This window comes from Ruegeria sp. CK3, from assembly GCF_056536565.1.
This window is the reverse complement of sequence record NZ_JBQFPV010000003.1, coordinates 1-24,583: the sequence shown is the minus strand read 5'-3', so window position 1 is coordinate 24,583 and position 24,583 is coordinate 1. Positions and strand designations below refer to the sequence as shown.

Below are 24,583 nucleotides of genomic sequence, written 5' to 3'. Positions count from 1 at the left end.
GCAAAGCTGATCATCTCGACGAACACCGCTTTTCAGGCAGAGTCACAACACTGCCTCCTGCGGCATCGGCATCGGCGATGTCATGCGTCACCAACAAAACCGGCAGCCGCGCCGCGCGGGCTCGGGTAAAGACGAGGTCCCGCATTCTGTCCCTGAGGCCGACATCGAGGCGCGAGAAAGGCTCATCCAAAAGCAACACATCGGGCTCCGCCAGAAGCATCCGCATCAGGGCCACTCGGGCGCGCTGACCTCCGGATAGGGTCTCGGGATCACGAGCTTCAAACCCATCCAACCCGATCTCGGACAGGGCGGCCTGAATGCGCGCGGCCCGGTCCGGGGTACGGGGCGGCAGGCCAAAGCCGACATTCTGACCAACAGACAGGTGTGGAAACAACAGATGGTCCTGAAACAGGATCCCAACGCGCCGCTTCTGGGGTGGCAAGGCATTCAGAACCCGCCCGTTCAACGTGATGCGCCCCTCAAGACGAAAGGCGGGCGACAAAGTTCCGGTGATTGCCGCAAGAACGGTAGACTTTCCAACCCCGGACGGCCCCATCAGGCTCAGAACCTCTCCGGGCGCGATGTCAGCTGATAGCTGCACCAGCCCTCTGCCCTCGGCGTGAGAGATCGAAAGCTGATCCAAAGAGAGGCCGTTTTCAATCATGGCGCAGTCCGCTTTTGTTGCGATAAACAATTCTGGGGATCATCAAGGCCAGCAGGAACGGCAGCCATGCCGTGAACGCCAGCGCGATGGTCCAGACCCCTATCGCACGGCGATCGCCGCCTGAAAACAGGGCCAACGCTTCAGTTGTCAACGTGTTCAGCCGCCCGCCCGAGGCCAGAAGAGTGGCCAGATATTGGCCGACTGACACCGCCATCCCCACCGCAAGCGCCGTCAAGATCGGAGCCAGCAACATTGGCAGCCGGATACGCCAAAGCACTCCGACCGGTCCCAGCCCCATAGCGGCGCCAATCGTGGCATAGCGACGGTCGAGCGCGCGGTAAGGGCCTGCCAAGGCCAGAAATACGTAGGGCAGAACGAAGACCAAGTGGGTCAGGATCACGGGAAGGATGCCCTGCGCCGCTCCGATCTGGATCATCAGGATCTGCAGGCCCGGCAGGAAAGCGATCTGAGGCAGGATGAGCGGTAGGTACAGGATCACCATACCTGTCTTGTTCAACTTGCGCCGGGTGCGGAGTTCTGCGTTCAGGCAGCCGATCACCAGGACCAGAGCGACCAGTGCGGTGGCAAACGCCAGCGCCAAGGTGACCAAGGTGACCTCAACCGCGTCCGGGCCGTGGCGCTCCCAGGACATCAGACTGAAGCTGCTCGGTAACGCGTCGGGAAACCTCCAACGTCCGGCGAAGGACCAGATGAACTGGCCGATCAGCCCGCCAAACACCGCGATCCCCGCCGTGAGTGACACCACGAGACCAAGGGTTCTGAGGGTGGTGTCGCGCAAGCCTATGCCGCGCGTTCCGCTTTCAACACCACGGTTGATCAGCTCGGCCACGGCTCTTTCACCACCCCGCCAGACCATGATGGCTGTGGCCACCAGCCCCAACTGAACCAAGGCGGCCGCAGCAGCGGGCGCGCGCAGAGCCAGATCGGGGTCCGTCATCCAGCGCAGGATGAACATGGACAGAGTCGGCGGGCGCGAAGGTCCCAATACCATCGCAACATCCACATTCGACATCGCGTAAGCTAAGACCGCATAGATCGGCAGCCGAATCTGCGTGTAAAGCGCGGGCATCACGGCCAGAAACCACCCTCGGACCCTACCGTAGCCAAGCGCCTGCGTCACGCGCATCCGCTCAGCCGATTTGATCTGAGGCAGCGCGGCCAGTGACATCAGCAACAGGAACGGCAGCTCTTTAATCATCAGCCCCGCAATCAAAGACCACCCGCCGGGGTCTTGCAGGATCAACACGTCCGGAGGGCGGGTCCATCCCGTCAAACCGGGCGAGAAAAACCGCGCAATCCACCCCGATGGCGCAATCAGGAACGCCAGCCCCAGCGCGGCCGCCGCATGGGGTACAGACAAAAGGGGCGACAGCAGCGTCTCAATCCGCGAAAACGCGCGCGTGCCCTGCCAACCTGCGATCAGCAGAAAACACCCGATCAGCGCTCCAAGCGTCGAAAGGAAACCGGTTTTGAACGACAGCCAGAGGGCTTGGCCAACGCCGGGCTCGGCCCAGAGGCGCGTCCATGGATCAAATGAGAACCCGTTTTGTCCGTCCGGGCGCATGCCTCCGAAGGCCGGGAGAATCGTACCCAAAAGCCCAGCGGCGATGGGACCCAGCAGCAACGCTATGGTCAGCGTCGGTGCCAGCCCCCATCGTTTGCCGGGGCTGAGGTCAGTTGCCAACGCCGTAACGCTCGGCCCAATCCGCTTCGATCCGGGTCATCCAACTGGGATGCGGCTCGGGCAAGGCTTGGCCAAGTTTGGCGGGCGACAGGGTTGCCACGCCCAGCTCCAACGCGTCGAACCCGGCGCGATCGTCAGCGGGCAGAGCGGCCATGTCCAGCACGGTGCTAAAGCCCAATACGTCCGGGTCCTGCGCGCGCAGTTGCGCCTCGGGGCTCATCAGGAAATCAGCAACGACCATGGCACCCGCCTTGGCCGAGGCATTGTAGGGGATCGCAACAAAGCTGGCATTGCCCAGCGTTCCATCCTCCAGAACGAAAGTCCGCGCGCTTTCAGGCAGTTGTTGGTTGGCGATGGCAGTTGTCGCCTCACCCGGAGAGAAACTAATCGCCATGTCGACCTCTCCATCATTGATCAGCTGCAGTTGGCTTGGCCCGGTTTGCGGATAGGCGCGACCAGCACGCCAGAGGTCCGGAGTTACATCCTGCAGCCAGTCCCACAATGGCGCCGTCACCTGCGCATAGTCGTCGCCGGCGGGCTGTTGCAGGACGGCCGGGTCCTCGACCAATTCGATCAGCATCTGTTTCAGGAACGTCGTACCCAGAAAGTCAGGCGGCTGAGGGAACGTGAACCGACCCGGGTTCGCCGCCGCCCATTCGCGTATTGCCTCGGCGGATTTAGGCGGTTCGGGCAGAACCTGGCTGTCATAGATGAACACGACCTGCGCCATGGCCCAAGGGCTTTCAAACCCTTCGGTCGGGACGGTGAAATCGGTAGTGACGGTCTTGCCGTCCACATCTAAGAACCGCCAGTTGGGCAGAGCCTCAGCAAAGGGACCGAACAGAAGATCGGCCTCTTTCATGGCACTGAAATTGGCGCCGTTGATCCAGATCAGATCAATCGCACCGTCCGTGTCCTGACCGGCGGACTTCTCGGCAATCACCCGGCTGACCGCGTCAGCGGTATCGGTGAGTTTCACATGCTCAAGCTTGACGCCATGTTCCTCTTCGACGCGGGTTCCGACCCATTCGATGAAGTCATTGATCGTGGTCGAGCCACCCCATGCGTTCCAATAGACGGTCTGACCGTTGGCCTCATCCAGAACGCCCTGCCAGTTTGCGGGATCAGGTTCTGCCCATGCAGTTCCGGCCAGCGCCGCGCAGAGGGCAGCAAATAGATGTTTCATGGGTTTTCCTAGCGTTTATTCCGAGTGAGTGAAGACCTGCCGCGCCAACAGGATGCGCGAAATGGCGGTGACAAAGCAAACCGCGCCAAACGCCCATGCCATGGGGCTAAACCAAGCGGGCAGCAGGCAGATTGTGATGAAGAAGGCAATGGTTTCAGTGCCTTCCAGAAGGCCACCAGTGAAGTAGAGCGACTTTGCACCGTGTTTCTGCGACTCCAGCCCGCGTTTTTCGGCGAGGATCGCATAGCCCAGGAAGGTCGCACCGTTGAAGTAGAAGCTGACCAGCAACCACGCTCCGGCCAGGGCATTTGCCGACGGGTCCGCCCAGACAAACGCCATTGGAATCGCGCCGTAGAACAGAAAATCACAGGTGATATCTAGGTAGCCGCCAAAGTCGGTCTTGCGCCCAGCGCGCGCGATTGCCCCATCCAGCCCATCCGCCAGACGCGACAAGAGGATGAACAGGACGGCCAGAGCCGGCAATCCCAGCACGATCGTCCCAGCTGCAAACAGGCCGAAGCCCAGCCCCGCCAAAGTCACAAGATCAGCCGAGACACCGCGCGCCGCCAAACCCCGCCCAATCGCGTTTAGCGGCGGATCGATCAGAGGGCGGATACGGGCATCAAGCATGGTTGGCCTCGGGGCTGTTTACGGTTGGCACGACGTACTTCTCAGATGTCGTGGATATTGACTGACAGGAAAAGAGCGGCCGTTTTCCATCCTTGTTAGTCTCATTACGAGTTTGCACGGCATTTACGGGATCGTTCCATTGTCTTGCGGTACGACTAAAGAACGATAGGGCGAAAGAAAAAAGGAATACTACGTCCTCACGGTGTTGTGTCATCTGCAACACGAGGCAGCAGTGCTTGTTCAGGCGTCGGGCACGCGCGCTCATTGATTTGATAGACTGCAAACAATAGTTTCAAGACATAGTAGAAATTTTGTTTGAAAGACGTGCCGAGGACCCATGCCCCGCCCTAACGCCAACAAGGACTTGAACCTAAAAGGCTTGGAGTTGTTTCAGATCTGTGCCCAGAAAGGATCGCTTCAGGCCGCAGCCGAAGAAACCGGCCTGACCATCAGCACAGTCTCGCATCATCTGCGCAATCTCGAAGACCACCTTGGGGTGGAGCTGTTCAACCACGCGCGAAGGCCGATGGTTCTGACGCCAAAAGGGCAGGTCTTTCTGCGCAATATCAGTGACGCGCTCTATGCCATCCGCAAGGCCAAGGCCGAAGCATCTGCCGGAAATATAGCCGAGGCGAGTTACCTCAGGATTGGCACGATCGAAGATTTCGACAGCGATATCATCCCGGAACTGGCCGTCTTTCTTTCGGGCCATATGCCGAGCTGCGATTTCATGTACCACACCGATTCCAGCCACGCTATTGTCGAGATGCTGCGCAACCGGCATCTTGATCTGGGGATCACGACCACCCCGGAGGATCGGCTGCGGGACCTACAGGATCGCCCGTTGCTACGAGACCCGTTTGTGGTGGTTCTCCCTCGGTTTAGCGAGAAATCCCTTTCGGACATTGTCGAAGGGCGCACCAAACTTCCGTTCTTGCGGTTTTCCGGCAATCTGATCATCGCCCGGCAGATCGAGTCCCAAATGCGGCGGCTGGGCCGTTCACCGCAGTCAAATTTCGAATGCAGCAACAACCAGACCTTGATGGCGATGGTCGCCGCAGGTGCAGGCTGGACCATCACCACCCCTTTGCTGTTCTCGCGTGCCAAAAGGTTTCACCCAAATCTCAGCATGCACAAGTTTCCGGGCAAAAGCTTTGCCCGCACGCTTGCGATTGTCTCTACACCCGATTGTTCGCGGTCCGTGTTGGACCTGATAGATGGCAAGCTGCGCGCACTGATCCGAGATCACGCTTTGACTGCGCAATATGAGAAATCGCCTTGGCTGGCGGATAGCTTCAAACTGGTGGAATGATCAGATCAGAATATTGAACCGAGACCGGATAGCCTCATCCTGTTCGGGCGTCAGGTAAGAAGGCTTGTGGTCGCGAAGAATCTCGCCCGCGCGGGCCCTTGCCCTACCCCATGCATCTTGCGCGCCATTTTCGGCCCATGTGCGCGGCTCTGCGCGGTCAGCAATTGTGGGGTAGAAGTAGTCCCGCTCCATCGCCGCATGAGTGTGCTGGCCACCCAAGAAGTGCCCATCGCCCAGAACGGCATCGCAAATCGCATCGAACCCGAGGTTCTCGTCCGTCACCTCGACCCCGCGCAAGGCGCGATAGGTGTTGGAGTGCATCTCATCATCCAGCACGAAAGCCTCAAAACTGGCCCCCAACAACGATGCGGTCATGCCGGAGCTTTCGTAGATCAAGTTCCCACCCGCCAAGGCTGCTGCCATGGAGGTTATGCCTTTCTCCATCCCATATTGTGCGTCTATGGCCTTGGCGTCGGTCATTGAACAGGCCACGCCCGAGGGCAAACCAAGCCAATTGGACAGCTGCGCGGACGCGGCATTCAATACCGCGGTCTCTCCGCTGCCGCCGGAGAATGCCCCGGTGCGCAGGTCGATGACCAGAGGCCAGTTCGAGAACACCATCGGAAAACCAGGTTGGATCGCGTGGACCATCAATAGGGCCGCCAAGGTTTCCGCCAGAGATTGCGCCAGAAACCCCGCAAAGGTCGCAGGCGCCGTCGCTCCGGCCTGCGCCGCTGTGATGCATGAGATCGGAATGTTGTGTTTGATGCACTCGTAGGTGACATCCACCGCATCTTCGCCATAACGCATGGGCGATATCATCGGGCTGATATGCGCCTTCATGAACGGGCGTTTGGCAAATTCTCCGGGTCCTCCTGCGGCGATGTCCAGCATCTCGACTATAGGAGCGACGTATTTGGCCAGCGTGAACGACGTCGCCGTCGGTTTGGTGGTGTTCTTGAGCAGCGCGAAAACGGTGTTCACATCCAGATCGAAATTGTCCGGCACATCGGTCGCCACGCAGCAACGTGTGAACCAACTGATATTGGCCAACGTGTCCTGTAGCCGTGTAAAGTCGTGCAGGTCCTTCAGTGTCGAAGGCCGATAGAGCGCGCTTTCCATATCAAGCGTCTGCACCGCGGCCCCACCGGTTCCGAAATACACTTTATTGCCACCAACCTCGATCGACCTCTTGGGATCGCGGCCATGTAAGGTGAAAGTCTTTGCGGCTTGATCAATCGCCTCTTCGACAAGCTCGGGCGGGAACAGAACGCGCCCCTTGCCGTTGTCTACGGCTCCCACGGCCGACAGATCGTTTCGCAATCTGTCCGGCACCTCTCCGATACCCAGTTTCTCAAGCAAATCGAGGGCAGTATCATAGATGCGGCGCAGGTCGGCTTCGCTGAGCGGCTTGTACATCCCACCGATCTGACCCGGCGGGCATGGATCAAAAACGGGCTTGGCTGCCCGTTGTGCCAGACGCCCTTCGCGCCCACCTCGCTTGCTACGCTGTCCAGCCATTCCCAGTCCTTTGAAACGGGGGGTTTGTGACATGAAGCAAGAGGAATTGTTGCCCGTGGCGCAAGATCATCTCTTTTACTTCGAAAAAATAGATTTCTAATTTTGATAACGTCTCATTATACCACTCTCCAATTGCACATGGTGACAAACGGACTTCGTATGCAGGGCAAGCAAACTCCGGAGGCTCAACCGTCATGAAATCCCGTACCAAAGTTGTTGTCATCGGCGGCGGCATTGCCGGATGCTCAACACTCTACAACCTGACACAGGAAGGCTGGAGCGACGTGGTTCTGGTCGAGCGGAACGAGCTGACCAGCGGTACCACGTGGCACTCGGCGGCGCAGGTGACGAATTTCGGCATGAACCAGACCATGGTCGGGCTGAAGACGCATTCGATCAACCTGTACAAAGAACTCTCCGAAAACCCCGAATATCCGATCAACTACCACCACGCCGATGGCGGTATCCGACTGGCCAATACCGAAGCGCAGATGCAGGGTTACCGCCACTTCGCCTCAATGGCGCGTGGGATGGGGGTGCATTTTGAGGTGATCGACGCCGAGGAATGCGCCCGCCGTCACCCTCTGATTTCAACCACAAACCTGCTGGGTGGATTGTGGGACCCTCTGGACGGTGACATCGACCCGGCCCAGCTGTGTCAGGCGCTGGCCTATCACGCTCGCAAGGCCGGGGCTGAGGTGTACCGCAATACTCCGGTCATCGCGCTGACCCAACACAAGGATGACACCTGGACCGTCCATACAGAACATGGCGACATTGATTGTGGTATCGTCGTCAATGCCTGTGGCTACCGCGTGAACGAAGTGGGTGCGATGATGGGGGTTCACCATCCCGTCGCCTCGATGGAGCATCAGTATTTCCTGACCGAAGATATTCCCGGCATTGCCGAAGCCGGTCACCGGATGCCGCTGCTGCGCTGCCCAATCAGTGATTATTACTGCCGACAGGAAAAGGGCGGGCTGCTGGTCGGGTTCTATGAACAGGACTGCAAAACCTGGGGCATGGACGGGATTGATCCGAACTTCGTGAATGCCCTCTGTCCCGACGATCTGGAGCGTGTCATGGACGTTCTTGCCGGAGCGTTTGAGCGTATGCCAGCATTGGAAGAAACCGGCATTCGGTCCATCGTGAACGGGCCGATCACCTATACAATCGACGGAGCGCCTCTGGTCGGGCCGATCCCTGGCAAGCGCAACGCCTTCTGTATCATCGGCCTGCGCGCGGGGTTGGGCGAAGGCGGCGGCCACGGCTGGCTGCTGGCGCAACAGATTGTCCATGGGGAGGCATGTTATGACACATGGTGCCTAGATCCTCGACGGTTCACCGGTCATACGAATGTGGAACTGACTTCACTGAAGGCTATCGAGGACTATCAGAACGAATTCCGGTTCCACTTCCCGCATGAACATCGCCCCGCCGGACGACTGGCCAAGACAACCCCGCTGACGCCCATCTTGGCGGCAGAAGGGGCCGAGTTTACCGTCGTGAACGGGTGGGAGCGGATGGACTACATCAAGCCATCGCCCGATTTTCACCCCACACTCACCTTCAACTTCGATGAGGCGTTCGAAATCGTCGCAGAAGACGTGAAGAACGTGCAGGAAAATGTTGGCCTGTGCGAAGTCAACGGCTTCAACCGGTTCGAGATCACCGGCACCGATCGCCACAGTTTCCTCGATCGTATGTTCTGCGGCACGGTCACCAAGCGCGACGGCCGCGTGGGTCTGGGTTATCTTCTGAACGACCACGGCATGGTCAAGGCCGAAGCCACCGTGGCAAACCTGCTGGCCTCGGATCGAGGGCCAGAGCGGGTGTGGTACGGCTCGGCTGCGGCCAGCGAATATCACGACATGGACTGGCTGACCCAGCACATTCGCGAGGATGAGGATGTTCAGATCCGATCCCTGACCAATGATCAGACCATTCTGGTTCTGGCTGGCCCCAAAGCGCGCGATGTTCTGTCGGCCTGCGCCCGGGGCGACTGGTCGACGACGGCCTTCCCCTGGCTGTCCGTGCGTGAATGTTTCGTCGGGTTTGCCCCGGCCACGGTCATGGGTGTCAGCTTCTCAGGCGAGTTGGCCTATGAAATCCACTTGCCCAACGCCTCACTCTACGCGGCTTATCTGGCCCTGCGGGCGGCGGGTGAGGCCCATGGCATGAAGCTGTTCGGCGCACGCGCGGTGGAATCCATGCGGATGGAGAAGGGATTTCTGCATTGGAAATCCGACATCCTCACGGAATTCGACCCATATGAGACCGGTTTGGATCGGTTCGTAAACCTGAATAAGGGCGAATTCATCGGCAAGGAGGCCCTGTTGGAACGTCGCGCCAGCGGCAAGCGCAAGCAACTCGTGACGCTGCAGATCGACGCCACCCACGCACCCGCTCATGGCGGGGCTTCGTTGATGCATGGCAACACTGTGGTTGGCACCGTCACCTCGGGCGACTGGGGTCATCGGGTCGGGCGGAACCTGGCCTACGCGTTCATTGATCCAGCGCTGGCGGGCGAAGGGACCAACGTTCAGATTGACATGTATGGGGATCTAGTCGACGCGCAGGTCATCCTTGCCTCACCCTATGATCCTGAACACGTACGGATGCGCGCCTAGGCCCTTTCCACCCCAGCCAACAATTCACGAGCGAGGCGCATCTCAACCGTTTGGTCCCCGCCCGAGATCGCTTCAGCCGCCGCCTGAAGCTCTGAGTTTGCAATCGTCGCGCAGTGAAACCGCTCGCAGGTTCGGGCGAAATCTATGGCCGTATGGAGGGCAAACATCCGCGCCTTCTGGTCCTTTGCGCGGGACAAAGCCTGTCGGAATTCCGCCTCGGCTGGACTGGTTGAGGATTTCGCCAGCGCAAAAACCCGGTCGGTTTCTGCCTGTGCCCACCCCTCGTTGGTCAATCGCTGATGTTCACGCGCTTCCGCCAATGCGGTCAGAGCGCCTTCATGGTCGCCCATGGCAAGTGTGACTTCGGCAATCAGTGTCATGAAGAACGGTTTGTGATTTCCCGCTCCGCTGGCCCACCAAGCATCGGTCGCCCTTTTGAGATCCTTGATGGTGTCCGGGCCAGGAGATGCGTAGGCATTGACCCAGCTTCTCCAGACATTGGCTGTCAGGGTCATGAAGGTGAACGCGTGCTTGTTCGACAGCTCTTCCAGTTGCTCCATCTCCCGGGACACAGCGTCCGGATCGCGGCGCAGAAGATGCAGCATACACAGGTAAGTCAGAGCCTGCGCCACGCTATGGGCATGTTCAAGGTCGCGGGCAACCTCAACCGCCTGTGTCTGGATCTCCAGCGCCTTGTCCGGCTCACCGCGCATCCAGGTTGCGAGGCTCAGGAAGCAAGAGGTTATGGCCGCGTGGTCGGATCCATAGACATAGGCCAGATGCGCATCGCGGTCGGGGCGGTACAGCGCCAACGCCTGTTCGAGATGCGCGTGGGCGGGGTCCAGCTCTCCGATATGAAACAGCACCGCGCCCATCGCCCGATGGGCCACCATTTGATGTTGCGTTTCGCCTGATGTGTCCGCCAAGTCCAGAAGTTGCCGCGCCACGACCCGCGCCAAATCATACTCACCCCGAACCAAGTGAAAGGAATAGAGGCCGTTGAGCACCGGGAACAGGTTCTCTGTCTCTTCCATGCGTTCGCACAAGTCCCGTATCCGGGCATAGGTCGAACCGGTCTCATCCGCCGCGATACCTGCCGTCGAGCGCAGAACCCCTGCGCGCAGGGTCTGTATCTCGATCTCTCTCTTGTCACGCTCAACACTGGTCGTTTGGTCGCCCAGCAGATCAAGCGCCAGGGACAGCTGCGTATTCGCCTCGGTATTGGCCGAGCGTTTGACCGCGCGCTGACCGGCCAGATAGCGACAGTCGATCGCCTCATCCACCATACCTGCAAGGGTGTAGTGATGGGCCAGGACTTCCGGGCCTGCATCCTCGACCGCTGAGGTTTTCTGGTCCAGCGTTTTGGCCACCCGTTCGTGCAGAACCCGGCGTTCGGTTTTCAGAAGACTGTTATAGGCGGTGTCGCGGATCAGGGCGTGGCGATAGTTGAAGGTCTGCAACTCGTCATCTCCTGAGGTCGTGACGATGCCAGCCTCAACCAACAGGTCCAAACCGGACCGCAACACGGTATCGCTAAAACGCGACACTTTCGAGATCAACGGGTACGAGAATTGAGGCCCGATCACAGCCCCGATTTGCGCCACTTCCTTGGCCGAGCTCAGGCGGTCCAAACGTGCCATCAACGCATCTTGCAAGGCACTGGGAACCGAGCTTGCCGCAGAGGCCCCTCCGCTGGCGCGGGCGATTGGAGCATCGGGCATATCGCCTGCTTCCAACAGATCCTTCGTCACCTCTTCCACGTAAAGCGGCACGCCGTCGGATCGGGCCGCCACCAGTTCGTACATGGCGTCGGGGATGTCCTGGCCTTGCGCGACCTCATTTGCGATGCGTTTAACGTCCTGAAAATCAAGCTGCCTGAGGACCACTTTGGTCAGATTGGATTGCAACGCCCAACCTGGGTCAAATTCCGGCCGGAAGGTCATCACGACCATCACCGGAAGATCCCTAAGACGGTCCACAAGCCGATCCATCAGGGCCTTTGTCGTCGGGTCGAGCCAATGCGCGTCCTCAAACAACAGCAAAACCGGCTTTTCGGATACATCGGCCAGCAAATGGTCCAGCAACATCTCATTTGTCTGATCCATGATCTGCTGCGGTGTCAGGGTCAGCGGCCCCAACCGATCCTCGAACGGGACCGACAAAAGCGACGCGGCCAATCGCAGGACCTGATCCGAGGGGTCTTTCAAAACCGATGATATCTTGTCCAGTTTTGCCTCATCCGAGTGTTCAGACCTCAGATCGGCAACATGGTGAAGCCGCCGGATGATCGGATAAAACGAACTGGCAAAATGGTACGGCGAACACTGCAGTCGGATTTGCTCATGCGCGCCTTCGGGGGCTTTCTGCCGCAACTCCTCGATCAGTCGCGATTTCCCGATCCCCGGCTCTCCGGACACCAGCACGATTTGACCTTCGCCCTCACTGGCCAGCTTCCACTTGTCGCTGAGCGTCTCATATTCTGTCGCGCGACCGATCAGAGGGCCCAGTGCTGCACCCTCAACACGTCTGAAACGGCTGTCCGTATCGCGCGCGCCGGTCACTTGCCAAGCCTCAACTTCTTTCGTGAACCCCTTCAGTTTAAAAGACCCTTGCAGCACATAGTCGAAGGCCCCACCGGCCAACTGATGGGTCCGAGGCGACACGATCATGGTGCCGGGTTCCGCCATCGCCTGAAGACGGGCGGCCAGATTGGGTGTCTCACCCATCGCGGTGCCGTCTTCGAACATCTTCTCACCGCGTAAATCGCCAACCACGACCAGACCGGTGGCGATCCCGATCCGCACCTGGAGTTTTGCGTGAGTGCGGATCTCAGGCACTTCACGGATGATACGCAACCCGGCGCGGATGGCACGCTCGGGGTCTTCTTCATGGGCCAGCGGAAACCCGAAGAACACCATGATCCCGTCGCCGTAATAGCTTGCAATCTGACCGTCGAAATCCGCGACGGACGCCGCGCAGGTCTCTTTGAACAGCCGTAGAACCTCGGCCAGATCCTCGGGATCGACCCGCTGCGAAATCTCGGTCGAGCCAACCAGATCAATGAACATAACCGTCAGCTGACGGCGTTCGGCCACAATCGACGCGCCCAGCGCCGTGTTTTGAGGTCGGGGGGTGCCGTCAGTGGTTGCGCGTACCGCCTTCATGAACCGCCGCCGTGGCCCAAGAGGCAGGCCAATGGTCACAAGGTCTTCGTCGGTCAGCTCTGTCAGGTCGCCCAGCTCAATCTCATTGTCGGCGAAGGCGCTGGCGTATTTGGCCAGTCCGTGCTTGATCAGCCAACGTTCGATTTCTACCATACCATCCCTTCCACGGCTGCGAGCGTCCCCTTAGTGCAGTGAGGGTCGCCCAGCGCTCGACCCTACGAAAACAAGGGGCAAGGGATTGGTCAAGGGTCTACGCGTCATGGGTCTTGGGCACTACGCCCCGGCGTTGCAGATCAGGTCATCGCTTGCCAGATGGTCGATCAACGCGCGGACCCGCGTGGTCAGCCTGCGGTTTTGCGGGAAAAGTGCCGCCACGACGTAAGGTGTGACACGGTGTTCGGCGAATAGCTCGACCAATTCCCCGGACGTGAGCGCTTCCGCCACAGTGTAGGCCGGGCATCTGGCGATAGCCACTCCTGCAGCGGCTAACCGCGCCGAGGCTGCAGGCGCATTGGCCTGAAGGCGACCATTGACGTGCACCGCCACCTCGTTGCCATCGACATCAAACCGCCAGACCGCAGGGTCGCTCATGTTGCCGTCCAGGATGCACTCATGCGTGGCAAGGGCACTTGGATACGCAGGCGCGCCTGCACGTTCGAGATAGGCTGGAGACGCACACACAATCAGCGGCATCGGCCCCAGCCGGCGCATCTTAAGCGAACTGTCCCGTGTCGGCCCGATCCGGATCGCCAAATCCAGACCTTCTTCGATGATCGACACCCGGCGGTCTGAAAGGTTGAGGTCAATTTCGACCTCAGCGTGCTTTTCGACAAAAGCCGCCAGCGACGGGGCCAGCCGGAGTGAGCCGAACCCTGTCGGCGCGGAAATCCGTATCACCCCGCGCAAAGAGGTCTGCGCATTGCGCACCGCCTCCTCCATTTCGTCAAACCCGTCCAGAAGCGGTTCGCACATCGCCAGGTAGGTCGCCCCCGCATCCGTCAGGGATACGCTGCGGGTGGTTCGGTTCAGAAGCTGAACGCCCAGCGCCTCCTCCAGATCGGCCACATATTTGCTGACCAATCGCGACGACCGCCCCATCCGCTGGGCCGCCAATGTGAACGAGGCATTCTGCGCTACCAGCGCAAAGGCGCGCATTCGGTCTATCTTGTCCATGTTATTGCGCCCTCCTAGGGCTTAATGTTCCCCTAAAACTGCGCATTATCGCCCATTATGGCAAGCTGTATCTATAGCCGCAGAAGCAAATCCGCACATGACAGGAGCTGAAAAATGTCGAACGCAGTACGTATCCACCACTTCCCGAAATCCGGCCACGCGCACCGCGCTCTGGTCTTTGCCAAGCTGGCCGGTATCGCCCATGAGGCCGTTTTCGTCGATCTCGTTGCAGGCGAACACAAATCGCCCGAGTTTCTGGCGATGAACCCCAACGGGCAAGTCCCGGTGCTTGAGGATGGCGATGTTGTGGTCTCGGATTCCAACGCGATCCTCGTGTACCTGGCCCGGCAATACGCGCCTGACTGGGTGCCGAGCGATGCGGTAGGCGAAGCGGCGGTGCAGCGCTGGCTGACCCTCGCCGCGGGTGAGATCGCATTCGGATCCGCCGCGGCGCGGTTGATCACGGTGTTCGGAGCACCTCTGGACGTCGATTTCGCGGCCGCGACCGCAGCCAAGGCAATGCAAAAGCTTGAACAGGGATTGGAAGGCCGCGACTGGCTGGTTGGCGACCGACCGACCATCGCAGATGTGGCCGCCTACTCCTACACCGCCCACGCGCCTGAGGGGAACGTCTCGCTCGACCCATATCCGAATGTGCGGGCATGGATCGCCCGGTTCGAGGCGCTGGATGGGTTCGAGCCGATGCCAGCCACGGCCGTGGGCCTCGTCGCCTGAACGTCTGCGCCAGACACCCCATCGGAGACTTGCAATGACACCCGAAGAACCTCGCCACCCTCTGCCGCCGTTCACCCTAGAAACCGCCATTGAAAAGGTTCGCCTGGCGGAAGACGGCTGGAATGGCCGCAACCCGGCCAAGGTCGCGCTGGCTTACACGCCGGACAGCAAATGGCGCAACCGGGCCGAATTCCCCGTTGGCCGCGCCGAGATCGAGGCGTTTCTGACCCGCAAATGGAACAAGGAACTGGACTATCGCCTGATCAAGGAGCTCTGGGCCTATGACGGCAACCGCATCGCGGTGCGATACGCCTATGAATACCGTGATGACAGCGGAAACTGGTTCCGGGCCTACGGCAACGAGAACTGGGAATTCGACGAAAACGGCTACATGGCCAACCGGTACGCCAGCATCAACGAATTGCCGATCACAGAGGATGATCGCAAGTTCCACTGGCCTCTGGGCCGTCGCCCGGGCGACCATCCGGGGCTGAGCGATCTGGGCCTTTAAACACACACCAAGGAGGTAAGACGATGTCTGGCACGGATACTCCGTTTCACGCGGGCGAACTGGCGGCGCAGATGCGGGCGGGTGCGGGCGACATAGCCCGCAGGGCCGCTCCGTACATTCGCGACCACTTGCCGGACCAGCATCGCGCCTTCTATCAGGCGCAGCCGTTTCTGGTGGCTGCGTCCAGCGATGCAGTGGGCCGCGTATGGGCGACAATCATTGAAGGCGAGGACGGGTTCGTTCATTCGCCTGATCCCCGCAAATTGACCGTAGATACCGTGATCGACCTGCGTGATCCGTTGGCAGAAAGCCTGAGAAAAGGGGCTGATATCGGCGTTGTCGGCATCGAGCTGGCGACGCGCCGACGCAATCGGTTCAGCGGTCGGACCCGTCCAGCCGACACCGGTTTCGCAATCGACGTTCGCCAGAGCTTCGGCAACTGCCCTCAGTACATCAATGAACGCGACTGGCGGCGGGTGGCCACCAATAAACCGGCAGAGGCGGTAGTCTCTGACCACCTCTACCCCGCGCAGATGGCCCGTATCAGCGCCTCGGATACCCTGTTCATCGGGTCCGGTCGGCATGGTCCGCAACAGGCGGCTTCGAACGGGTTTGATGCCTCTCATCGCGGAGGGACACCCGGATTTGTTCGCGTGGTCGCTCCAAACCGTCTGCGTATTCCCGACTATTCCGGCAACAATTTCTTCAATACGATAGGCAATCTGTTAGAGAACCCCCGCATCGGGCTGCTATTCGTCGATTTCGCGACCGGAGGACTGCTGCATCTGTCCGGGCGGGCCGAGATCGACTGGGCTCCGGCCGAGGCGCGTGACCCCAACATTCTGCGCATGATCGACGTACAGGTCGACGCCGTGATTGACCGACCAAACGCGCTGGCTCTGAGATGGTCGGCTGAGCCGACCCCATCGAGACAGCTGGTCGTTACGGACAAGATTGCCGAGGCCGAGGGGATCACCTCATTTCACTTGCGACCCGCAAATGGAGGTCCGCTTGCCGCTTTTGAGGCCGGGCAGCACCTGCCGATTGTGCTCAGCGTTCCGACGCATGACACCAAGCTGCGGCGGACATACACCCTGTCCGGCAACCCCGCTGAGGACCACTACAGGATCACTGTGAAACGCGAACCGAATGGTGCTGCCTCCCGCTTTCTGCACGACGTGGCGCAAGTGGGCAACGTGATCGAGGCCAAACCGCCGGCCGGAGATTTCCTGATCCCGTCCGGCGACACCCCCCTTGTCCTCGTCAGCGCCGGCGTTGGCGTGACCCCGATGATCGCAATGCTGCATCAGATTGTGGCGCAGCACCCTGACCGTCCGGTTTGGTTTATACACGCCGCGCGCAACGGACGGTTTCACGCGCTGCGCGGCGAAGTTGACCACCTGATTGCCACCAGCCCGACCGCACGAAAACGGACCTACTACAGTGCACCTGTCGCCCAGGAGGTAGAGGGGCAGGATTTTGACATCAAGGGCCGGATCACGGCGCAGGAGCTGATTGCATTGAACACCGGTCTCAACGCTCAGTATTTGCTCTGCGGTCCGTTGGATTTCATGACCGACTTGAAATCCGGCCTTGAAGCGTTAGGGGTCGGGGAAAACCAGATCCATTTCGAGGTCTTTACCACCTGAGCGCGTCAGCGCCCACACTCTGATCCGACCATCCTGCAAGGCGTATTGATCGTTGTCACTGCCACGATTATCTATTTCAGATGATTGATAAAAACGGTAAACGTGTTGTTTTTTCGCGGTTCAAGGTCCTGGCGCTCTTCATAGCGGTGCTTTGGGCGATACAGGTTCTCAACTGGACGGTTGGGTACCGCCTGAACCTCGCGTTCGGGCTGATCCCAAGGCAGATCGCCGGGTTGGACGGTATCTTTGGCATGCCACTTCTGCATGCCAGCTTTCCGCATCTCATTTCTAACACGCCTCCGCTGATCCTGATGGGGGCCTTGCTGGCGGCTACAGCAACACGGGCATTGTTGGTCGTGAACGCCGTCATCATCGCTTTGGGCGGAGCGCTGGTCTGGCTGTTCGGAAACACAGCCATCCATATCGGCGCATCCGGTCTGGTGTTCGGGTGGTTCGGCTTTCTGGTCGCGCGGGGATTGGTTGATCGGTCGCCCGTGACCCTTGCCGTGGCCATGGTGGTTGGGGTGCTTTACGGATCAATCCTTTGGGGCGTTCTGCCCGGTCAGCCCGGCATCTCGTGGGAGGCGCATCTGTTCGGCGCAATCGCAGGCGTTGCCGCAGCCTTGCTTGTCCGAACTCATGTACATGCCCCCCGGATTTTGAACGTGGACCAACCATAGACAAGCATCACGGGAAAGGGGTTGATTGCGGATCAGTGACACACCCTTGGCGCCGGGATTTGTCCGATCCTGATCGACGTATTCTCGCCCACCGCATTGCCTGGCGGAATAAGCGGGTATTTCGCTGGCCGCCAATGCCAAACAGCACGCCTTTGAGGTGTTTGCGCACGGGCATTGTATCTTGATGCATTCAGAAGCGCGCGACGCCAAGAATTAAACATACATCGCTAGTTTGCGCTGGACTGAGCGGCACTCGATCATAGTTCCTGCTATCGCAGCGCTGGAAAAAACCGCGGGCGATCCTTGCGCCCGCGGAACAGGTCAGCCAGACCTACTGTGTCTTTGTCATCGCCGCACGTAGCAATTCCGGGCGATCCGATTGTGATGGCAGGAACACAGCCTGAGATCCGGCATCCAGCGCGGACAGGCTTGCGTCATACCACTGCATTGCCAGATCGCGACGCTCTTGCACGCCGAAGCCTTCGCGCAGGTGGTGGCCGATCAGCTCTCCGTAGGCAGGTTCACCCATGGCAACCAGCATCAGGGCCGAGCCCACGGCGCTGTCCATATTATCCTGACGGTAGCCCATCGCGAGACAGACCTTGCTGGTCGCGGCAAGGTCTTCGGGGCTGAGGCCGGAATCCAGAGCCAGCTTGCGCATCTGCGTTTCGGCATCGGCTTTCGACGTCAGCGACAGCGATACAACCTGTGGCGCTAGCATCTCACCGTAGGACTCGCATTGCGCCGCTACTTGATCCGGTGTCAGGCCCTGAATGTCCTGCATCAGATCCTCACCCCTCGCCATGGCGTAGCTGCGCGCCAGACAAAACTGCTCGCTCAGGGCGAAATCTGGGTCCGACATATTCGCCAGCGTCGTGTAGCCGCCATTGGTCGAAGTTTGCAGCATCACCGCACTACAACGGTTGGCCAGAGACGGGCCACCGGTACCGCCCGCAAACAAGCTTGGCAGGGCTGCGGAGGCAGTATCGGTCGCTTCCGGTTCGGGTGCCGGTTCGGCAGGTGCCGCCGTTGCAGTCACAGGTGCCACAGGTTGTGGCGCCGGTTGCGGAGCAGCGGCCACAGCCGTGCCCGTTTGGACTTGCCGACGATAGGCCATCAACAAAGGCTGACCGGAGAGCTGAGTGCTGGCCTGACCGCCACTCGTGCCCCAGTAATAGGCCTGCATCAGGAAATCACGCTGATAGGGTTGGAAATCATACCCGTTGACCGGGTATCCCATGGACGCCTGATACCGTTGGATTGCAGCTCGCGTGCCGGCACCCACCTGACCATCAACACGCCCTGCATTGTAGCCAAAATAGTTGAGCGCCGTTTGCGTCTGCGCCCCTTGCGAGGTGGATGGGATGCCCGACCGATATGTCCGGGTGGTCGAGCGCTGCGCTTTCTTCTTTTGCTGATCTTTGCCGATCGCGTAGCCAACCACGCCTCCTACGACCGCGCCGCCGATAAAGTCACCCGCGTCTGCCCTGGCAATCTGGGGATTCGCGGTCGACAAAGCGAAGGTCAAACAAAGTGCTGCCACTAAACGAAAAATCATAATTTACCTCCAAAACACAACAACAATTGGAGGAAATTATAGCACAACGCCGCCGCGCATGCGGAAAAAAGGCGGATCAGGATCTTTGCAGATCGACCCGCCAGTAGATGCCGCCCCTGGATTCATGAAACCAGAGGCGGCACGCGTTGGTATCAGCCCCGTTGCCCCACATGGCGGCCCGCCCCTTGAGGGGCTGGCAGCCTGGCGTGATCTTCGGCAAAAGCGGTCAGTTTCGCGACCACTCCCTCGGTAGGCAGAGAGGTTTTGCGCGCGTTCAGATCCATATGCAGCAACAGGGTTTCGACGGTGGCCGCGACCTCTCCATCCGGTCCGTGCAGACGGTGGAACAGGTGCATTTTTTTGCCTTCACCGCGCAGAACCTGCGTTGTGACGGTCAGCCGATCCCCTGCATGCAATTCCGCATGGTACTGCACGAAGTTCTCAACCGTGAAGTAGCTGTTGCCCGCCGCGATATAGTCCGCATCCGCGCCGATCATCAGCATGAAATTGTCCGTCGCCTGAGCCGAGACCTCGATATAATGGGCCTCATTCATGTGGCCGTTATAGTCTGTCCAGCTTTGCGGGATGACACGATCCACGGTGATCGGCAGGTCATCACCTTCGGGGTCAGGCAACATCGCTTCGTGCGCGTTCAGAACGCCGCCCGCGCCGCTGCCGGTTTTCTTCAGCGCGCGCATCATCCCGATCAGGTTGTCGTCGCGCAGACGCTCCAATTCGCGGATCGACATATGGCCGGATTGCGCATCCGATTGACCGGCGATCAGGTCGACCAGTTCATCGGTAAATTCCGGCACATCCATCAGCTTGGTCCACGGCCATTGCAGGGCCGGGCCGAACTGCGCCATGAAGTGTTTCATCCCTGCTTCGCCACCCGCGACACGGTAGGTTTCGAACAGACCCATCTGCGCCCAGCGGATACCAAACCCCATACGGATCGCTTCGTCGATTTCTTCAGTCGTGGCGACGCCATCCTTGACCAGCCAAAGCGCCTCGCGCCAGACAGCCTCGAGGAACCGGTCGGCGATATGCGCATCAATCTCTTTGCGCACAGTCAGCGGATACATCCCGATGGACCGAAGGATATCCGACGCCTTGGCGCAAGTGTTCGCATTTCCCACCAGCTCGACCAGCGGTAGCAGGTAGACGGGGTTGAATGGGTGCGCGACGACAACGCGACCGCCGTGTTCGTTCAGTTCAGAGGGTTTGAACCCCGAGGTCGAAGACCCGATCACCGCATCCGCAGGCGACAACTCGTCGATCTGCGCGTGGATCTTGTGCTTGAGGTCCAACCGCTCGGGGACGCTTTCCTGAACCCATACGGCACTGGCCAAAGCCTCGCCCATATCGTCATGAAAGGTCAGAGTACCCTCGGCCGGCAGCGCCTTGTCATAAAGGGCGGGCAAGGCGCGGCGGGCATTGGCAAGCACTTCGCCGATTTTGCGCTCGGCTTCCGGGTCCGGGTCAAAGACCGAAACGTTCCAGCCGTTCAGCAGAAAGCGGGCAACCCAGCCCCCGCCGATCACGCCGCCGCCGATGATGGTTGCTTTTTGTGTCATGGCGCAAGTGTCTCCGTATGGCCATCAATGGACAGAACCTGCCCCGAGATTTTGGTTCCCGCCTCCGAGGCAAGGAAATGAATGCTGTTCGCCACGTCCTGCGCCGTCACCCATGTTTTCATGGACACGCCAGTCACATAGGCGGCGCGCATGGTTTCGATACTCTGACCATGGGCTGCGGCTTCGTTGGCCAGCACACGCTCCATCCGGTCGCCTTCAACAGCACCGGGGCAGATCGCGTTGACGCGGATGCCAAAAGGGCCAAGCTCCATCGCGAGGGTTTTGGTCAGACCGATCAGGGCCCATTTAGCCGCCGCATAGGGCGACCGCATCGGATAGCCCATGATCCCAGCGGTGGACGAGGTCATGACGATCAGGCCACTTTTTTGCACCTTCATGACCCGCGCCGCCCAGCGGCAGGTCAGATATGCACCGTGCACGTTGGTGGCGAGGCATTGCTGCCACGCGTCATAAGCCAGATCTTCGATCGGCCCGGCGGGGCCGCCGGTGCCGGCATTGGCGCAGACCACATCAATGCCGCCCCATTCGGCCTCAACCGAACTTAGGAAAGCGTCCATGGCGGCTTCCGAGGTGACATCGGCAACCACGGCGATACTGCCGGGATGCGCTTCAGCAAAGCTCTGAACCGCGGCAGGGTCTGCGTCGCAGACCGCTACTCGTGATCCGTCTTGAATGAATTGCTCCGCAATGACGCGGCCGATGCCAGCCGCGCCTGCGGTTACAAGAACGCGCCTGCTCATTTTGCGACAGGAGCGCGCTTGGTCAGGCCCAGTTTCTCGCGCACGGCGTCTGGGCCGATGATCTTGGCGCCCATGTTCTCGATCACCGTCACGGCCCGTTCAACCAGTTGCGCGTTGGTGGCCAGAACGCCTTTTTCCAGAAACAGATTGTCCTCAAGCCCAACGCGGACATTGCCACCAGCCAGCACCGATTGCGCAACATAGGGCATCTGATCGCGACCCAGCGAGAAGGCCGACCATGTCCAATCAGAGGGCACCGCATTGACCATCGCCATGAAGGTGTTGATGTCATTGGGGGCACCCCACGGCACACCCATACACAGTTGGACCAGAGCGTTGGGCTCCAGAATACCCTCTTTCACCAATTGCTTGGCGAACCAAAGATGGCCGGTGTCGAAGGCTTCGATCTCGGGCTTTACGCCAAGATCGGTCATCATCTGACCCATCGCCCGCAGCATGCCCGGCGTGTTGGTCATCACATAGTCTGCCTCGGCAAAGTTCATGGTGCCACAGTCGAGCGTGCATATCTCGGGCAGGCATTCGGCAATATGCGCCATCCGCTCCGTCGCGCCGATCATGTCAGTGGCCGCTTCATTGACCGGAAACGGGCTCTCGGTCGGGCCGAACACAATATCACCGCCCATTCCGGCCGTCAGGTTCAGCACCACGTCGACTTCAGCATCGCGAATGCGGTCTGTCACTTCTCGGTACAGGCCCAGATCGCGCGACGGCACACCAGTTTCCGGGTCGCGCACGTGGCAATGCACAACGGCAGCCCCCGCCTTGGCCGCATCAATCGCCGAATTGGCAATCTGCTCGGGCGAGCGCGGTACATGCGGAGACTTGTCCTGCGTCCCACCCGATCCAGTGATGGCACAGGTGATGAAAACTTCGCGGTTCATGGAAAGGGGCATAACTTTGTCCTTCGATCAGCAGGAATCGCGCCTTGGCAGGCGACTGAATGCGGCAACGCTACTTTCAAAACTCCTAAACGGGCGATACATTTCTCGTCAGGAGGAATACTTTTGTCGTCATCCCCTCATGAGCATTTCGAGTTCCTGTTGCTGGACGGGTTTTCCAACATGGTTCTGGCCAGCGCGCTGGAGCCGTTGCGGGACGTCAAGATGCGCGCGCTCTACGCCAGCCCGGGTTGGGAGATCACCAGCCTGAACGGCGAACCCGTGGAAAGCTCGAGCGAAATACAAGTTTCTCCAAATCGGGTCTTCGACCCAGCAAAATCGACCGGAACGCTGGTCATTGTGGCCGGTTACCGCGTCCGGCAGCAAATCAATAGAGAGCTTCTAGTTGCGATCCGACAGGCTGTTCGGACCGCCAAGTGCGTTCTGGCCTTGGATACGGCGGCCTGGATTCTGGCCGAAGCCGGGGTTCTGGACGGGCACCAAGCTACGATCCACTGGCAAGAGTTTGATGCCTTTCGCGAAAGCTTTCCCAAAGTGAACGTGTCCAGCGCCCGGTTTGTCCATTCCGGACCGTTTCTGACCTGCGGAGGGGCCAGCACGGCGCTGGAACTTACGCTCGACCTGATCCAGAACCTGTTTGGCCCAGCCGCCGCGTTTGATGCATCGAACATGTTCATCTACGACCCTGCCCGCCAATCCGAGCTGAAGCGCGGTTCTCAACAATTGCAGGATCGTGGGTCGCCGAAACTGCTGGACGCGCTGAATGTCATTGCCGAAAACGTCGAGACTCCGCTGACAACCTTTGAGCTTGCCGAACGCGTCTCGCTCTCCGAGCGCAGCCTCAGCCGCGCGTTTGCGGATGAGCTAGGAATGACGACCGGCAAATACTACAAGCTCTATCGTCTGCAACATGCGCGCTATCTGGCGCAGGAAACACGCCTGAGTGTCGAGCAGATCGCCCTGCGATGCGGGTTTTCCTGTGCGTCGGCCCTGGGGCGGTCGTTCACCCGTGAATTCGGCCGTCCGATCAGCGCCTTTCGCCCGCAAAACCGAAACGGGCCGTCCGATGGGACAGCCCGCTCCGTCTAACGCTTGGCAGATCACGCGGCTGCGATCTGACCTGCTTTTTCAACCAGCACCTCGGCCTGCCGGATCGATGCATAATCGATCAGGCGACCGTCCAGCGAGACAGCGCCCTTGCCTGCCGCTTCAGCGTCGGCCATCGCGACGAGAATCCGCTTGGCCTTGTCCACCTCGGCATCCGAAGGCGACATGACCTCATTGGCCAGCGCAATCTGGCTGGGGTGAATGGCCCACTTGCCCTCACAACCCAGAACAGCTGCGCGCTTGGCCGCCGCGCGATAGCCAGCGGGGTCCTGAAAATCACCGAACGGGCCGTCGATCGGGCGCAACCCGTTTGCACGTGCCGCGACCACCATACGCGCAAGCGCGTAGTGCCACATATCACCCCAATGGGTCATGCGGCCGCCCTCAGGATCCGCATCCGTCAGGACCGAGTAGTCCGGGTTCACACCGCCAATGATTGTTGTCCGCGCACGGGTCGAGGCCGCATAGTCGGCAACCCCGAAATGCAGGCTTTCGTTGCGTTTCGATGCGGCAGCGATCTCGCTGACATTCTGCATACCAAGCGCGGTTTCGATGATATGCTCGAACCCGATCCGCTTTTTGTAACCCTTGGCGTCCTCGATCTGGGTGACCAACATGTCGACAGCATAGACATCGGCGGCGGTGCCGACCTTGGGGATCATGATCAGGTCCAGACGCTGACCGGCCTGTTCGACCACATCCACCACGTCGCGATACATATAGTGCGTATCTAGCCCGTTGATCCGAACCGACATGGTCTTGTTACCCCAGTCGATGTCATTCAGGGCCTCGATGATGTTATTGCGGGCCTGTTCCTTTTCGTCTGGGGCAACGGCGTCTTCCAGATCCAGGAAGATCACATCCACATCCGACTTGGCCGCTTTTTCAAACATGCCGGGCTGGCTACCCGGGACAGCCAATTCGCTGCGGTTCAGACGGGCCGGAGCCTGTTCGATTGGGTGAAAGCTCATGGTTTAGGGTCCTTGGTTTTACAGGTTCGGATAGATCGGGAAGCGGGCGCAGAGGTCTGCGACTTCGGCTTTGACCTTGGCTTCGACCTCGGCATTGCCGTCTTCGCCATTGGCGGCGAGACCGTCGAC

The 24,583-nt window shown here is 59.8% G+C and carries 19 protein-coding genes; 7 read left to right on the top strand and 12 right to left on the bottom strand.

Going from position 1 to position 24,583, the window contains the following annotated elements:
• Positions 1-10: 10 nt before the first annotated feature.
• From ACR0C3_RS04375 to ACR0C3_RS04360, 4 genes are read right to left on the bottom strand one after another with little or no spacing between them, the layout of a single operon-like run.
• Positions 11-661, bottom strand: a complete 651-nt coding sequence (locus tag ACR0C3_RS04375; RefSeq protein ID WP_480757662.1) for an ATP-binding cassette domain-containing protein — start codon at positions 659-661, stop codon at positions 11-13.
• Positions 657-2,369 (bottom strand): ABC transporter permease, encoded by a 1,713-nt coding sequence (locus ACR0C3_RS04370; RefSeq protein ID WP_480757343.1) that lies wholly within the window; start codon positions 2,367-2,369, stop codon positions 657-659. The genes ACR0C3_RS04375 and ACR0C3_RS04370 overlap by 5 nt, the downstream gene beginning before the upstream one ends.
• Positions 2,359-3,555: an ABC transporter substrate-binding protein gene (locus ACR0C3_RS04365; RefSeq protein WP_480757341.1), complete on the bottom strand. Its 1,197-nt coding sequence runs from the start codon at positions 3,553-3,555 to the stop codon at positions 2,359-2,361. The genes ACR0C3_RS04370 and ACR0C3_RS04365 overlap by 11 nt, the downstream gene beginning before the upstream one ends.
• A gap of 15 nt (positions 3,556-3,570) precedes the next feature.
• Positions 3,571-4,185, bottom strand: a complete 615-nt coding sequence (locus tag ACR0C3_RS04360; protein WP_480757340.1) for a CDP-alcohol phosphatidyltransferase family protein — start codon at positions 4,183-4,185, stop codon at positions 3,571-3,573.
• A 337-nt stretch (positions 4,186-4,522) separates the two neighbouring features.
• Here ACR0C3_RS04360 and ACR0C3_RS04355 point away from each other — a divergent pair, with 337 nt between their 5' ends.
• Complete coding sequence (locus ACR0C3_RS04355; protein ID WP_480757339.1) at positions 4,523-5,497, top strand: LysR family transcriptional regulator; 975 nt, start codon at positions 4,523-4,525, stop codon at positions 5,495-5,497.
• Here the strand turns inward: ACR0C3_RS04355 and ACR0C3_RS04350 are convergent, their stop codons facing one another.
• Complete coding sequence (locus ACR0C3_RS04350; protein WP_480757338.1) at positions 5,498-7,018, bottom strand: trimethylamine methyltransferase family protein; 1,521 nt, start codon at positions 7,016-7,018, stop codon at positions 5,498-5,500.
• A 194-nt stretch (positions 7,019-7,212) separates the two neighbouring features.
• On the opposite strand from ACR0C3_RS04350, the gene ACR0C3_RS04345 reads away from it, so the two are divergent.
• The gene (locus ACR0C3_RS04345) at positions 7,213-9,648 is read left to right on the top strand and encodes a GcvT family protein (RefSeq protein WP_480757337.1); all 2,436 of its coding nucleotides are present in this window, start codon (positions 7,213-7,215) and stop codon (positions 9,646-9,648) included.
• Here ACR0C3_RS04345 and ACR0C3_RS04340 read toward each other — a convergent pair.
• Positions 9,645-12,965 carry an adenylate/guanylate cyclase domain-containing protein gene (locus tag ACR0C3_RS04340; protein WP_480757336.1) on the bottom strand — a complete coding sequence of 1,107 codons (3,321 nt, stop codon included), beginning with the start codon at positions 12,963-12,965 and terminating at the stop codon, positions 9,645-9,647. The genes ACR0C3_RS04345 and ACR0C3_RS04340 overlap by 4 nt on opposite strands.
• A 120-nt stretch (positions 12,966-13,085) precedes the next feature.
• Positions 13,086-13,985, bottom strand: coding sequence for a LysR family transcriptional regulator (locus tag ACR0C3_RS04335; protein WP_480757335.1), 900 nt, complete (start codon positions 13,983-13,985; stop codon positions 13,086-13,088).
• A 114-nt stretch (positions 13,986-14,099) separates the two neighbouring features.
• Between ACR0C3_RS04335 and ACR0C3_RS04330 the strand changes: the two genes are divergently transcribed.
• The 4 genes from ACR0C3_RS04330 (at position 14,100) to ACR0C3_RS04315 (ending at position 17,560) form a co-directional block, all read left to right on the top strand.
• Entirely contained in the window at positions 14,100-14,720 is a 621-nt protein-coding gene (locus ACR0C3_RS04330; RefSeq protein ID WP_480757333.1) for a glutathione S-transferase family protein, read from the top strand.
• A gap of 34 nt (positions 14,721-14,754) precedes the next feature.
• Positions 14,755-15,231, top strand: coding sequence for a nuclear transport factor 2 family protein (locus ACR0C3_RS04325; RefSeq protein WP_170767669.1), 477 nt, complete (start codon positions 14,755-14,757; stop codon positions 15,229-15,231).
• A 23-nt stretch (positions 15,232-15,254) separates the two neighbouring features.
• Positions 15,255-16,880 (top strand): FAD-binding oxidoreductase, encoded by a 1,626-nt coding sequence (locus ACR0C3_RS04320; RefSeq protein ID WP_480757332.1) that lies wholly within the window; start codon positions 15,255-15,257, stop codon positions 16,878-16,880.
• Between the two features lie 80 nt (positions 16,881-16,960).
• A complete protein-coding gene (locus tag ACR0C3_RS04315; RefSeq protein WP_170554824.1) occupies positions 16,961-17,560 on the top strand; it encodes a rhomboid family intramembrane serine protease in 600 nt (199 codons plus the stop codon).
• Positions 17,561-17,891: 331 nt separating this feature from the next.
• Here ACR0C3_RS04315 and ACR0C3_RS04310 read toward each other — a convergent pair whose 3' ends face one another.
• From ACR0C3_RS04310 to bcoG, 4 genes are all read right to left on the bottom strand, one after another.
• A complete protein-coding gene (locus ACR0C3_RS04310; RefSeq protein WP_480757330.1) occupies positions 17,892-19,118 on the bottom strand; it encodes a peptidoglycan-binding domain-containing protein in 1,227 nt (408 codons plus the stop codon).
• A gap of 152 nt (positions 19,119-19,270) precedes the next feature.
• The gene (locus ACR0C3_RS04305) at positions 19,271-20,695 is read right to left on the bottom strand and encodes a carnitine 3-dehydrogenase (RefSeq protein WP_480757329.1); all 1,425 of its coding nucleotides are present in this window, start codon (positions 20,693-20,695) and stop codon (positions 19,271-19,273) included.
• Positions 20,692-21,456, bottom strand: coding sequence for an SDR family oxidoreductase (locus ACR0C3_RS04300; RefSeq protein WP_480757327.1), 765 nt, complete (start codon positions 21,454-21,456; stop codon positions 20,692-20,694). The genes ACR0C3_RS04305 and ACR0C3_RS04300 overlap by 4 nt, the downstream gene beginning before the upstream one ends.
• Positions 21,453-22,370: a 3-dehydrocarnitine:acetyl-CoA trimethylamine transferase BcoG gene (bcoG, locus tag ACR0C3_RS04295; protein ID WP_480757326.1), complete on the bottom strand. Its 918-nt coding sequence runs from the start codon at positions 22,368-22,370 to the stop codon at positions 21,453-21,455. Before bcoG ends, ACR0C3_RS04300 begins: the two co-directional genes overlap by 4 nt.
• A 111-nt stretch (positions 22,371-22,481) precedes the next feature.
• Here bcoG and ACR0C3_RS04290 point away from each other — a divergent pair, with 111 nt between their 5' ends.
• Positions 22,482-23,465: a GlxA family transcriptional regulator gene (locus ACR0C3_RS04290; RefSeq protein ID WP_480757324.1), complete on the top strand. Its 984-nt coding sequence runs from the start codon at positions 22,482-22,484 to the stop codon at positions 23,463-23,465.
• A gap of 11 nt (positions 23,466-23,476) precedes the next feature.
• Here ACR0C3_RS04290 and ACR0C3_RS04285 read toward each other — a convergent pair whose 3' ends face one another.
• The gene (locus ACR0C3_RS04285) at positions 23,477-24,454 is read right to left on the bottom strand and encodes an HpcH/HpaI aldolase/citrate lyase family protein (protein ID WP_480757322.1); all 978 of its coding nucleotides are present in this window, start codon (positions 24,452-24,454) and stop codon (positions 23,477-23,479) included.
• Positions 24,455-24,583: the final 129 nt, after the last annotated feature.